Origin of the sequence: Streptomyces sp. CC0208 (assembly GCF_003443735.1) — a bacterium.
Classification (GTDB): Bacteria; Actinomycetota; Actinomycetes; order Streptomycetales; family Streptomycetaceae; genus Streptomyces; species Streptomyces sviceus.
Map to the genome: position 1 here is coordinate 6,837,441 of NZ_CP031969.1, position 12,696 is coordinate 6,850,136.

Consider the following 12,696-nt stretch of genomic DNA (forward strand, 5'->3'; position numbering starts at 1 on the left):
CGCCACGCAACAGCAAGTGCACCCATGCACAGCGAGTAAGCGCTTTCCGCACCGAGAACGGAGCCCCTGTCATGGCCCAAGCCGCAGCCGTGGCGAAACCGCCCGCGCCACCCCGGCGGCGCCGTGCCTCCGCCACGCCGCGCAGGCTGCCGTACCTGCTGATCGCGCCGGCGGCCCTGCTGATGCTGGGCTTCATCGCCTACCCGGTGATCAGCGTCTTCTACTACAGCCTCCAGAACTACAACCCCACCAAGCCATGGCGGAACGGCTACGCGGGCTTCGACAACTTCGTCCATATCTTCACCGAGGACCCGCAGTTCTGGGACACGCTGACCTTCAGCGCCAAGTGGGTCTTCGTCGAGGTCGGACTCCAGCTGCTGTTCGGCCTGGCGCTCGCGCTGATCGTCAACCAGACCTTCGTGGGGCGGGCGGTGGGCCGCGCGCTCGTCTTCTCCCCGTGGGCCGTCTCCGGCGTGCTGACCTCCGCGATCTGGGTGCTGCTCTACAACTCCCAGACCGGCGTCACCCGTTACCTCGCCGACATGGGCATCGGCTCCTACGGCACCAGCTGGCTGTCGGACACCTCCACCGTCTTCTCGGCGGCGGTCGTCGCCGACCTGTGGCGCGGTGTCCCCTTCTTCGCGATCCTCATCCTCGCCGACCTCCAGTCCGTCTCGAAGGACCTGTACGAGGCCGCCGAGGTCGACGGGGCCAGCACCATCAAGCAGTTCTGGCACATCACGCTGCCCCACCTCAAGGACGCGATCATCCTGTCCACACTGCTGCGCGCGGTGTGGGAGTTCAACAACGTCGACCTGCTCTACACCCTGACCGGCGGCGGCCCCGCGGGGGAGACGACCACCCTCCCGCTCTACATCGCCAACACCAGCGTCGACGCCCACAACTTCGGCTACGCGTCCGCCCTGACCACGGTCGCGTTCGTGATCCTGCTCTTCTGCTCGATGGTGTATCTGCGGCTGAGCAAGTTCGGAGGCGGTTCCAAGTGATCACCAAGGAGGCCACGGAGGTCGCGCCCGCGCCCGTGCACGAGAGCCCCGAACCGCCCCGGTCGGTGAAGCGCCGCCGCGCCTGGGACGAGGTCCCGCGCTGGCACATCTACCTGCCGCTGTCGATCTACCTCGTCTTCACCCTCATCCCCTTCTACTGGATCCTCCTCTTCGCGCTGCGCCCGGCCGGCTCGACCTCGCTCGTGCCCTGGCCGATCACCTTCGACCACTTCGAGAAGGTGTGGACGGAACGTGCCTTCGGCACCTACTTCGAGAACAGCGTGTACGTCGGCCTCGCCACCCTGGTGATGACGACCCTCGTCGCGCTGGCCGGCGGCTATGCCCTCGCCCGGTTCGACTTCAAGGTCAAGAACGCGTTCATGCTGGCGCTGCTGTGCTCGCAGTTCGTGCCGGGCGCGCTGCTGCTGGTGCCGTTGTTCGAGATCTTCGCCGAGCTGAAGATGATCAACTCGCTGGGCAGTGTCATCATCGCCGAGACGGTCTTCCAGCTGCCGCTGTCGATGATCCTGATCAGCAACTTCATCAAGAACGTGCCGTACTCCCTGGAGGAGGCGGCCTGGGTCGACGGCTGCAACCGGCTGACAGCCTTCAGGATCGTCGTCCTGCCCCTCCTGCGCCCCGGCCTGATCGCCGTCGGTTCCTTCGCCTTCGTGCACTCCTGGAACCACTTCCTGTTCGCCCTGATGTTCCTCAACAACCAGGACAAGCAGACGATCCCGGTCGGCCTCAACACCCTGATGAGCGCCGACAGCGTCGACCTCGGCGCACTGGCCGCCGGCGGCATCATCGCGGCGGTGCCCGTGGTGATCGTGTTCGCCTTCATCCAGAAGTGGCTGATCACGGGCTTCAGCGCGGGGGCGGTGAAGGGATGACATTCCGTCGGATCGCGGTGGGGGGCTTGGTGCTGGGCCTGGTGGGTGTCGTCGTCCGGTGCGAGGGGCGAGCCGTGGGCCGTGCCCTCCTGACGAGGAGCGACGCCAGGGTGTCCGAGACGCCGGGTGCGGCGGTCATCGACCGGGCGCGGTATCCCGCCGAAGGCGACGACCACCGCTACTCCCTCGGCGTCTCCACCGAGTCCGCGATCCACGCCGAGGACAGCGCCCTCCACACCTCCCGTCACCTCACGGCGGACGTCGGCCGGACGCCTACCCTGCACACAAAGATCGACAGCGCCGAGGCGTCCGACCGAGAGGTGGCGCGCGGCGCGGGCGCAGGGAGGATGCCATGAACACCGTGGACACCATGAACACCGACAACACCCCGGGCACCGTGGACATCGTCCTGGCGGGCGCGCGCGGGCACGGCCACTGGCACCTGGAGAACATCCGCCGACTGCAGGACAAGGGAATCGTACGACTGGCGGGGATCTGCGAGCTGACCCCGTTGACCGGCGACGAGATCCCCGAAGGCCTGGGCACACCCGAGCAGTCCGCCGACTTCGGCGCGCTCCTCGACTCCACGGGCGCCCGGATCGCGGTGATCTGCACCCCGATCCCGACGCACACGGACCTTGCGCTCCAAGCGGCACGGCGGGGCGTGCACATCCTGCTGGAGAAGCCCCCGGCGCCGTCGTACGCCGAGTTCCGCCGGATGGCCGACGGGGTCGCCGCGACCGGGGTCGCCTGCCAGATCGGCTTCCAGTCGCTGGGCTCGCACGCCGTGCCCGCGATCCGTGAGCTGGTCGAGGAGGGGGCGATCGGCGAGGTGACCGGGATCGGCGGGGCCGGTGCCTGGGCGCGCGCGGAGGCGTACTACCGGCGGGCGCCCTGGGCGGGCAAGCGGCGGATGAACGGCGTCGACGTGATCGACGGCGTGCTGACCAACCCCCTCGCGCACGCCGTCGCCACCGCGCTCGCGCTGAACGGCACCACCCGCGCCGAGCACGTCACCCGCATCGAGACCGAGCTGCAACGCGCCAACGACATCGAGTCCGACGACACCTCCTGCGTCCGCCTCACCACCGCGAACGGCATCCCGGTAGTCGTCGCCGCGACCCTGTGCGCCGAGGACCCCGACGAGCCGTACGTCGTCGTGCACGGCAGCCACGGCCGGATCACCTACTGGTACAAGCAGGACCGCGTGCTGCTCCAGCAGGCCGGCCACGGTCCCGAGGAGTACGAGTACGGCCGCACCGACCTGCTGGAGAACCTGGTCGACCACGTCACCGACGGCGACGAGCTCCTGGTCGTCCCCGAGGTGACCGGCGCCTTCATGAAGGTCGTCGAGGCGATCCGGCTGGCCCCGGACCCGGCTCCGCTCCCGGCCACGGCCTGGCGCCTGCTGCCCGACGAGGAGCGCCGGGTCGTCCCCGGCATCGACGGACTCGTCGCGGCCGCCGCCGACAACCTCGCCCTCTACTCCGAGCTGGGCGCCGACTGGGCCCGGCCACACGTCGCGAACGAGGTGAGCACATGACGACCCCCGATTCGCCGGTCCTGCGTGTCGCGGGCCGCCCGGTCAGCCGCTACGTCACCCGGCCCGAGCTGCCCGCCCGGCTCTCCCCGCGCCCCTATCTGCACCCCGTCACCACCCTGGCCGGCACGGCTGTCACCGAACTCGGCCCCGCCGACCACATCCACCACCTCGGCGTCGGTGTAGCCGTTCCCGACGTCGAGGGGTACAACTTCTGGGGCGGGCGCACCTACGTGCGCGACCAGGGCCCGACCGAGCTCGACAACCACGGTGCCCAGCGCCACCACTCCTTCCAGCTCCGGGACCCGGACGGCTTCGTGGAGGAGCTGCGCTGGGTCGCCTCGGGGGCGGAGCTGCTGCGCGAACGCCGCACGGTCGCGGCCACCGAACTGACCGGCTCCGCCTGGGCGTTGGACTTCACCTTCTCCCTCACCAACGTCACCCGGGAAGCCCTGTCGATCGGCAGCCCGGCCACCAACGGCCGCCCGGGCGCGGCCTACGGCGGCTTCTTCTGGCGGGCCCGCAAGGAACAGGACGCGCCGGACGTCTTCACCGTCGACCGCGAGGGCGAGGCCGCGATCCACGGCACCCGGGCCGACTGGGTCGCCCTCTCCGGGGCCGGCTGGACCCTCGTCTTCGCCGGCGCCACCGACCGGACCCGCCGTGACCCGTGGTTCGTGCGCGCCGACGAGTACCCGGGAGTGGGCTCCTCGCTCGCCCACGACGCGAGGCTGCCGGTCCCGGCCGGCGAGACGGTCGTACGGCGGATCGTCACCGTCGTCGCCGACGGGCGCCTGTCCCGGCTCGAAGTGGCGGCCCTGGTACGGAAGGCGGTCAGCCAGTGACACACCCGAGCCCGTCGACGACGTACACGAACCCCGTCCTGAACGCCGACTGGTCCGACCCCGATGTCGTCCGCGTCGGTGACGACTTCTACCTCACCGCCTCCAGCTTCGGCCGCGTCCCCGGCCTGCCGCTGCTGCACTCCCGCGACCTCGTCAACTGGACTTTGATCGGCCACGCCCTCGAACGCCTGCAACCGGCGGGGGAGTTCACCAGGCCCCGGCACGACTGCGGGGTCTGGGCACCGTCTCTCCGGTACCACGACGAACGGTTCTGGATCTTCTGGGGCGACCCGGACCAGGGCATCTTCCAGATCAACGCCCCTGGGATCAGGGGCCCTTGGAGCAGCCCGCACCTTCTCAAGTCCGGCAAGGGTCTGATCGACCCGTGCCCCCTGTGGGACGAGGAGAGCGGCGAGGCCTACCTGGTGCACGCCTGGGCCAAGTCCCGCTCGGGCGTCAAGAACCGCCTCACCGGGCACCGGATGGACCTCGACGGCCGCGAACTCCTCGACGAGGGCAAGGTGATCGTCGACGGCGACCGGATACCGGGCTGGTTCACTCTCGAAGGCCCCAAGCTGTACCAGCACGACGGCTGGTTCTGGATCTTCGCTCCCGCCGGGGGAGTGGAGACCGGCTGGCAGGGCGCCTTCCGCTCGCGCGGGTTCTTCGGCCCCTACGAGGAGAGGGTCGTCCTGGAGCAGCAGGACACCGACGTCAACGGCCCGCACCAGGGCGGCTGGGTGCGCACCCCGTCCGGCCAGGACTGGTTCCTGCACTTCCAGCAGAAGGGCGCCTACGGCAGGGTCGTCCACCTCCAGCCGATGCGCTGGGGCGAGGACGGCTGGCCGGTGCTCGGCCACGAGGGCGCCCCCGTCGCCGTGCACGAGAAGCCTGATCTGCCGCCGCAGCCGGAGGCCGCGCCCGCCACCGACGACGACTTCCCCGGCGGACGCTTCGGCCGCCAGTGGCAGTGGACCGCCAATCCGCGGCCCGGTTGGGCCACCCACCACTCCGGGGACGGACTACGGCTCACCTGCGTCCGCTCGGCCGACGCGCACGACCTGCGCAAACTGCCGAACGTCCTCACCCAGCGGCTGCCCGGCACGCCCTCGGCGGTCGAGGTGGAGCTGCGACTGCACAGTGCGGAACCGGGGGCGCGGGCCGGTCTCGCGGTGCTCGGGGACGCCTTCAGCTGGATCGGGCTCCAGCGGGGGGCCGACGGCACGGTGCACCTCGTACACCGGTTCGCGGAGGGCGTCGCCGAACAGGAACGGGACGCCGAGCGACCGCGACCCGCTCCCGCCGAAAAGGTACGGCTGCGGATCGAGATCGGCGCGGGCGCGCGCTGCCGCTTCTTCCACGACCTCGGCGACGGCCCGCAGCCCTCCGGACCCGTCTTCGCCGCCACCCCCTGGCGCTGGGTCGGAGCCCTGCTCGGACTGTTCGCGCTCGCGCCCGTCGGAGGAGGACACGCCGGGGCGGCAACCTTCTCGCACTTCAGGATCGACCACCTGTAACGCACCGAACCCGTACGCCTGTTGGGAGCCGCAATGACGCAGCACCTTGATAGCAAGCGCTTACAGAGACCGGCACCCGGCACGGTCATGGCCGCTGTCCTCGGCCTGGTGGCCGCGCTGAGCCTCGGGGTGATCGGGCAGGCCAAGGCCGTCGCCGCCGAGAAGGCCCCGGCCGAGCGCTGGAGCGATGCGGCCCACGGCTTCGCCTCCCTCGCCGGCGGCACCACCGGAGGGGCCGGCGGCAAGGTCGTCACCGTCACCGACCAGGCCTCGCTGGCCGCCTACGCGGCGGCCGAGGAGCCGTACGTGATACGGGTCTCGGGCGCGATCGCCATCGAACCCTTCGGCTCGGACATCGTGGTCGGCTCGAACAAGACGATCATCGGCGTCGGCGCCACCGGCGAGATCGTCCATGGCGAGCTGCATCTCAACCCCGGCACGCACAACGTGATCATCCGCAACCTGACCATTCGCGACTCGTACGTCGAGGGCGACTGGGACGGCAAGACGACCGACTTCGACGCGATCCAGATGGACACGGCCGACCACGTCTGGATCGACCACAACCGGTTCGAGCACATGGGCGACGGGCTGCTCGACATCCGCAAGGACAGCCAGTACATCACCGTCTCGTACAACCAGTTCCGCAGCCACAACAAGGCGTTCGGGATCGGCTGGACGACCAACGTCCTGACCCAGATCACCATCGACCACAACTGGTTCACCGGGACCAAGCAGCGCAACCCGTCCGCCGACAACTGCGCCTACGCCCACCTCTACAACAACTACCTCTCGGCGCAGGTCGCCGACGGGGACCCGGTGTGGACGTACGGGAACTGGTCGCGCGGCCGGACGAAGATGGTCATCGAGAGCAGCTACTACGACGGGGTGCAGCATCCCTACCAGGCGGACGCCACCGCGGAGTTGGTGCAGCGCGGCTCGATCCTGAGGAACACGACCGGGCGAACGGACGCGTGGGGTACGGCATTCGATCCCCGGTCCTTCTACGCCTACCGGCTGGACCCGGCCGCCGCCGTGCCCTCGCTGGTGTCGAAATTCTCCGGCCCGCAGCAGCGGATCGGGGTGACCCTGCACGTCCCCAGCGCCTACCCGACCGTGCAGGCCGCCGTGGACGCCGTGCCCGACCAGAACGCCCTGCCGGTGACGATCGCCGTCGCGCCGGGCACCTACCGCGCCAAGGTGTACATCCCGGCGACCAAGCCGAAGATCCTGCTCCAGGGGACTGGACAGGACCGGTCCGACACCGTCATCGTCTACGACACCCCCGCCGAGTACGGCGGTTCTACGGGCAGCGCGACGGTCCGGATCGCCGCGAACGACGTCACCGCCCGCCACCTCACCTTCAGCAACGACTTCGACGAGGGAGCGGTCGAGCTGAAGGGCGAGCAGGCCCTCGCGATGAAGACGACCGGCGACCGGATCGTCTTCGAGGACACCGCCTTCCTGGGCAACCAGGACACCCTGATGACCGACAGCCCCAAGCTGGACGTCATCAGCCGGGTCTACATCCGCGACTCGTACATCGAGGGCGATGTCGACTTCATCTACGGCCGGGCGACGACCGTGATCGAGCGGTCCGTGATCCGGGCGCTGAGCCGGGGCTCGGACTCCAACAACGGCTACATCACGGCCGCTTCGACCTGGACGGGCAACCCGTACGGGTTCCTGATCACCCGGTCGAAGGTCGTCAGCGACGCCCCGGACCGGACCTTCCACCTGGGGCGGCCGTGGCACCCGGGCGGTGAACCCGCCGCCGTGGCACAGGTGTTGATCCGCGACACCGCGCTGCCGGCCGCCGTGAAGAGCTCGCCGTGGACCGACATGAGCGGGTTCTCCTGGAAGGACGCGCGGTTCGCCGAGTACCGCAACGCCGGGCCCGGCGCGACCCCGAGCGCCGACCGGCCGCAGCTCGACGCCGCCGACGCGAGGACGTACACCGTCGCGAACTACCTCAGGGGCACGGACGGCTGGGCCCCCCACGCCTCCCACTGACCTCCCCCCACGACTTCATTTCTCCGCTGGAATCAGAAGAAGAAGAGAGCCGATCAATGAAGATCAGTATCCGCAGAAGCAGGCGCGCTGCCATCTCCGTCGCCCTCGGGTCCGTCCTGGCGCTGACCGCCACCGCCTGCGGTGACGACGGCAGCGGCGCCGGCGGTGACAAGGGCGACGAGGGCAGCGGCAAGGGCAAGATCGTCTTCTGGGACAACAACGGCGGTGTGCGCACCGACATCTGGAAGGAGATCATCGCCGACTTCCAGAAGGCGAACCCCGACATCAAGGTCGAGTACGTCGGCATCGCGTCCACCGAGTACCAGTCCAAGGTCGACACCGCCATCCAGGGCGGCGGCCTGCCGGACGTCGGCGGTGTCGGGGCGGCCATGCTCGCCGGGTTCTCCGCGCAGAAGGCGCTGGAGCCGCTGGACGACCGGCTCGCCAAGTCCTCGCTGAGCGGCAAGCTCAACGAGAACATGGTCGACTCGCTGAAGGCGGCGGGGGGCGGGGACGGGACCCTGTACTCGATCCCGACCTCCGCCAACAACGGTGTGCTCTACTACCGGACCGACCTGTTCAAGAAGGCCGGCCTCGACGAGCCGACGACCTGGGACAAGTTCTACGAGGCCGCGAGCAAGCTCACCAACTCCAAGAAGAACGAGTTCGGTTACACCATCCGTGGTGGAGCCGGGTCCATCGCCCAGGCCCTGGACGCGGCGTACGGGCAGAGCGGGATCACCTCCTTCTGGAACGGCGACAAGACCACCCTCAACGACCCGAAGAACGTGGCGGCGCTGGAGAAGTACGCGGCGCTGTACAAGAAGGACACCCCTGCGGCCGACCTCAACAACGACTTCACCAAGATGGTCGCCCAGTGGGACTCCGGCACGATCGGGATGCTCAATCACAACCTGGGGTCGTACCAGGACCATGTGAAGGCGCTCGGGGCCGGCAAGTTCCGGGGCATTCCGCAGCCGATCGGCGCCTCCGGCAAGCGGGTTCAGGTGTCCAACCCCGTCGACGGGCTCGGGGTGTTCAAGAGCTCGAAGAACAAGGACGCCGCGTGGAAGTTCATCGAGTTCGCGACCTCGCACGCGGAGAACTCGAAGTTCAACAAGGCCGCCGGGCAGGTGCCGTCGAACAACGACGCCGCGAAGGACTCGTGGATCGCCGAGGCGGAGCCTACGAAGCTGGCGGCGGCGGCGCTGACCGACGGTTCCACGAGCATCGTTCAGCTGCCGTACTACCTGCCCGACTGGAACACCATCTCCAAGGCGGACAACGAGCCCAACTTCCAGAAGGTGCTGCTGGGCGACATGAGCGCCAAGGACTTCCTGGACACCATGGCCGAGCAGCTGAACAAGGCTCAGGCGGAGTGGAAGGAACAGAACGGCTAGAGCTCGGGCGGTTGCGCTTGTGGGGAGCTGCCGGCCGGTTGTGGCTGGTCGCGCAGTTCCCCGCGCCCCTAGGTAGGAAAGGTCACGTACGTTGTCACTGACTCGTAGACAAGTCGCCGTGGCGGCGCTCGGCGCCGTGCCCGTCGCTTTCGCGGCGACCGGTACCGCTGAGGCCGCTCCGCGCAGAACACGCACGCTCTACATCGCGGGCGACTCCACCGCTGCCCAGAAATACTCCGACGCCGCTCCCGAGACCGGCTGGGGGATGGCTCTTCCCTTCTTCCTGTGTCAGGACCTGGCAGTCGCCAATCACGCGGTGAACGGGCGGAGTTCGAAGTCCTTCGTCGACGAGGGACGACTCGACACGATCCTCGGACTGATCAGGCCCGGCGACCTCCTGCTCGTCCAGTTCGCGCACAACGACGAGAAGACCGCCGATCCGACCCGCTACACCGAGCCCTGGACGACCTACCAGGACTATCTGCGCCGGTACATCGACGGCGCCCGTGCGAAGGGTGCCCGGCCGGTGCTCGCCACGCCCGTCGAGCGGCGCAAGTTCGACGCGAGCGGCAACGCCGTGCCGACCCATGGCGAATACCCGGCGGCCATGCGTGCGCTCGCCGAGGAGGCCGGCGTGACGCTGCTCGACATCCAGGCCCTGTCGCTCGCTCTGTGGCAGCGGCTCGGCGTCGAGGAGACCAAGAAGTACTTCAACTGGACCGCGACTGAGCAGGACAACACGCACTTCAATCCGCCCGGTGCCATCGCGGTGGCGCGTCTGGTCGCCGGTGAACTGCTGCGGCACCGCGTGCTGGCGCCCCGGGACGTGCGCCGGCTCGACGCCGAGATCCCGGAGTCCTGGATCACCTGGCCGTCCTCGGCCACCGCCTGACCCTCCCCGTCCACCGGAAGAGAGCCGCACCATGAACGTACAGCTATGTCATGATCATGCCATTTCCAAGCTGATGGCGGTGGCGGGCTGCGCCGCCCTCGTCCTCGCGGTCACCGGCCCCACCGCCCAGGCCAAGGGCCATGACGCCGCCCGCGAGACCCTCGCCGCCGGCGACGGCTGGGGCTCCGAGGGCACCGGCACCACCGGAGGGGCGGCCGCCGACGCCGCCCACGTCTACACCGTCACCGACTGGGCCGGCTTCAAGGCCGCCCTCGCCGCCGGTGGCAGCGCCCCGAAGATCATCAAGGTGAAGGGGACCATCGACGCCGTCTCCGAGGGCTGCGACTCCCTCGCCGCGCCCGGGTACGACTTCGACGCCTACCTCGCGAAGTACTCGCCCGAGGTCTGGGGCCTGGACACCGACCTGAGCGCCGAGCCCGACGACAGCCCCGAGGGGCTGCGCCGCGCCTCCGCCGCCCAGCAGGACCAGACCATCAAGGCGAACGTGCCCGCCAACACCACGATCGTCGGCGTCGGCAAGAACGCCGGGTTCAAGGGCGCGAGCCTGCAGATCAAGGCCGTCGACAACGTCATCGTCCGCAACCTCACCTTCGAGAGCCCCATCGACTGCTTCCCGCAGTGGGACCCGACCGACGGCGACAAGGGCAACTGGAACTCCGAGTACGACACCGCCGTCGTCTACGGCTCCACCCATGTCTGGCTGGACCACAACACCTTCACCGACGGCAGCCACCCCGACAGTGCCGCGCCGACCTACTTCGGCATGCTCTACCAGCAGCACGACGGCGAGCTGGACATCGTCCGCGGCGCGAACTACGTCACCGCCTCCTGGAACGTCTTCACCCAGCACGACAAGACGATCCTGATCGGCAACAGCGACAGCGAGTCCACGGCGGCCGGAGACCGGGGCAAGCTCAAGGTCACCTTCCACCACAACCTGTTCTCGAACCTCGTCGAGCGCGCACCCCGCGTCCGCTTCGGACAGGTCGACTCCTACAACAACCACTTCGTGGCGAACGACGACTACGCCTACAGCTTCGGCATCGGCAAGGAGTCCCACCTCGTCGCCGAGCACAACGCGTTCACCCTGCCGCAGGGGGTCAGCGCGGCCAAGGTGCTCAAGCGGTGGAACGTCTCCCCGCTCACCGCCGACGACAACTACGTCAACGGCAAGCCCACCGACCTGATCGCCGTCCACAACGCCGAGATCCCCGCCGAGACCCTGGAGTCCGGCGCGGGCTGGACGCCGACCCTGCGCACGAAGGTCGACCCGGCCAAGAAGGTGCCCGGGATCGTCGACCGCGGCGCGGGCGCGGGCCGCGTCTGCTGACACCACCCCCCTGACCGGCCGGGGCGGAATCCAGCGGCCGCCCCGGCCACCTCACCCCCCACGCGAGGAACCCCACCCCTGAGCCGCGTTTCCAAGGAGCACCCGCATGTCCTCGCACAACACCCGACTCCCCTTGTCCAGAAGGGGGTTCCTGCTCGCGAGCACCGGGGCGGCAGCCTCCCTCGCGCTCACGTCGAGCCCCGCTCGGGCCGCCGGTCACCGGCGCCCCTTCGGCCGCTTCGGCTCCCCGGCAGCCCGGCTCACCCCGCAGACCCTTTACGTCGACTCCCGGGGCCGCGGCGACCACACCACCGTGAAGGACGCCGTCGCCGCGGCCACCGGCAGCGGCTGGACCCTGGTCCTCGCCCCCGGCACCTACCGGGAGACCGTCGCCGTCGACGTCACCCGCACCGAGGCGACCTGGATCGGCGCCTCCGAGGACCCCCGGGACGTCGTGATCGTCCACGACAACGCGGCCGGCACCCCCAAGCCCGGCGGTGGCACGTACGGCACCACCGGATCCGCCACCACCACGGTCCAGGCCGACGGCTTCACCGCCCGCTGGATCACCTTCGCCAACGACTGGCTGCGCGCCGACCACCCCGACATCACCGGCACCCAGGCGGTCGCCCTCAAGGTCCAGGGCGACCGCTCCGCCTTCCACCACTGCCGCTTCCTCGGCCACCAGGACACCCTCTACACCGACTCGATCGCCCTCACCTCCTTCGCCCGCCAGTACTTCTCGCACTGCTACGCCGAGGGAGACGTCGACTTCGTCTTCGGGCGGGCCACGGCCGTCCACGAGCACTGCCACTTCCGGACCCTGAACCGGACCGACCTGGCGGCGGCGCCGTACGGCTTCGTCTTCGCGCCCTCCACGGCGGGCGCCAACCCGCGCGGCTACCTCGTGACCAGGAGCCACGTCAGCAGCGAAGCCCCCGACGCCTTCTACAAGCTGGCCCGCCCCTGGGTCCCGAGCTCCGACACCACCGCCCGGCCCTCGCTCGTGGTCCGGGACACCTGGCTGGGCCCCGGAATCGACGCCGTCGCCCCCTACACCAACATGTCGGACACCTTCCCCTGGCAGAACCAGCGCTTCGCCGAGTACCGCGACACCGGCCCCGGCGCCCGCATCACCGTCCCGGAGAACCGGCCCCAACTCACCCGCGAACAGGCCGACTCCGCCACCCGGGAGACCTACCTCGGCGACTGGCAGCCGTGGAAGGAGGCGTGCTGAG

General features: G+C 69.5%; 10 protein-coding genes and 1 pseudogene. All 11 read left to right on the forward strand.

From position 1 onward, the window contains the following. Nucleotides 1-71 precede the first annotated feature (71 nt). The 11 genes and pseudogenes from D1369_RS31400 to D1369_RS31450 all read left to right on the forward strand — a co-directional run bounded on the left by D1369_RS31400 (nucleotide 72) and on the right by D1369_RS31450 (nucleotide 12,695). Nucleotides 72-1,007 carry a sugar ABC transporter permease gene (locus D1369_RS31400; protein ID WP_007381174.1) on the forward strand — a complete coding sequence of 312 codons (936 nt, stop codon included), beginning with the start codon at nucleotides 72-74 and terminating at the stop codon, nucleotides 1,005-1,007. Beyond that, nucleotides 1,004-1,900, forward strand: coding sequence for a carbohydrate ABC transporter permease (locus D1369_RS31405; protein ID WP_007381173.1), 897 nt, complete (start codon nucleotides 1,004-1,006; stop codon nucleotides 1,898-1,900). The genes D1369_RS31400 and D1369_RS31405 overlap by 4 nt, the downstream gene beginning before the upstream one ends. 161 nt (nucleotides 1,901-2,061) lie before the next feature. Beyond that, nucleotides 2,062-2,256, forward strand: a pseudogene (locus tag D1369_RS31410) (pectate lyase); the annotation flags it as partial. Further along, nucleotides 2,253-3,443, forward strand: coding sequence for a Gfo/Idh/MocA family oxidoreductase (locus D1369_RS31415; protein WP_202476960.1), 1,191 nt, complete (start codon nucleotides 2,253-2,255; stop codon nucleotides 3,441-3,443). The pseudogene D1369_RS31410 and the gene D1369_RS31415, both read left to right, overlap by 4 nt. After that, on the forward strand, nucleotides 3,440-4,285 hold the full coding sequence (locus tag D1369_RS31420; RefSeq protein WP_007381171.1) for a PmoA family protein: 846 nt from the start codon (nucleotides 3,440-3,442) through the stop codon (nucleotides 4,283-4,285). The genes D1369_RS31415 and D1369_RS31420 overlap by 4 nt, the downstream gene beginning before the upstream one ends. Then, nucleotides 4,282-5,802, forward strand: a complete 1,521-nt coding sequence (locus D1369_RS31425; RefSeq protein ID WP_007381170.1) for a glycoside hydrolase 43 family protein — start codon at nucleotides 4,282-4,284, stop codon at nucleotides 5,800-5,802. Before D1369_RS31420 ends, D1369_RS31425 begins: the two co-directional genes overlap by 4 nt. Before the next feature lie 87 nt (nucleotides 5,803-5,889). Continuing rightward, nucleotides 5,890-7,815: a pectinesterase family protein gene (locus D1369_RS31430; RefSeq protein WP_237557613.1), complete on the forward strand. Its 1,926-nt coding sequence runs from the start codon at nucleotides 5,890-5,892 to the stop codon at nucleotides 7,813-7,815. 56 nt (nucleotides 7,816-7,871) lie between these two features. Then, nucleotides 7,872-9,215 carry a sugar ABC transporter substrate-binding protein gene (locus tag D1369_RS31435; protein ID WP_118082740.1) on the forward strand — a complete coding sequence of 448 codons (1,344 nt, stop codon included), beginning with the start codon at nucleotides 7,872-7,874 and terminating at the stop codon, nucleotides 9,213-9,215. Between the two features lie 91 nt (nucleotides 9,216-9,306). Then, nucleotides 9,307-10,107: a rhamnogalacturonan acetylesterase gene (locus D1369_RS31440; protein ID WP_007381167.1), complete on the forward strand. Its 801-nt coding sequence runs from the start codon at nucleotides 9,307-9,309 to the stop codon at nucleotides 10,105-10,107. A gap of 31 nt (nucleotides 10,108-10,138) precedes the next feature. Beyond that, nucleotides 10,139-11,458 carry a pectate lyase gene (locus D1369_RS31445; RefSeq protein ID WP_007381166.1) on the forward strand — a complete coding sequence of 440 codons (1,320 nt, stop codon included), beginning with the start codon at nucleotides 10,139-10,141 and terminating at the stop codon, nucleotides 11,456-11,458. A gap of 106 nt (nucleotides 11,459-11,564) precedes the next feature. After that, nucleotides 11,565-12,695, forward strand: coding sequence for a pectinesterase family protein (locus D1369_RS31450; RefSeq protein ID WP_118082741.1), 1,131 nt, complete (start codon nucleotides 11,565-11,567; stop codon nucleotides 12,693-12,695). Nucleotide 12,696: the final 1 nt, after the last annotated feature.

Coding starts and splice junctions, on each gene's coding strand:
- D1369_RS31400 (WP_007381174.1), top strand. CDS start 72: ATGGCCCAAGCCGCAGCCGTGGCGAAACCGCCCGCGCCACCCCGGCGG.
- D1369_RS31415 (WP_202476960.1), top strand. CDS start 2,253: ATGAACACCGTGGACACCATGAACACCGACAACACCCCGGGCACCGTG.
- D1369_RS31420 (WP_007381171.1), top strand. CDS start 3,440: ATGACGACCCCCGATTCGCCGGTCCTGCGTGTCGCGGGCCGCCCGGTC.
- D1369_RS31430 (WP_237557613.1), top strand. CDS start 5,890: ATGGCCGCTGTCCTCGGCCTGGTGGCCGCGCTGAGCCTCGGGGTGATC.
- D1369_RS31435 (WP_118082740.1), top strand. CDS start 7,872: ATGAAGATCAGTATCCGCAGAAGCAGGCGCGCTGCCATCTCCGTCGCC.
- D1369_RS31445 (WP_007381166.1), top strand. CDS start 10,139: ATGAACGTACAGCTATGTCATGATCATGCCATTTCCAAGCTGATGGCG.
- D1369_RS31450 (WP_118082741.1), top strand. CDS start 11,565: ATGTCCTCGCACAACACCCGACTCCCCTTGTCCAGAAGGGGGTTCCTG.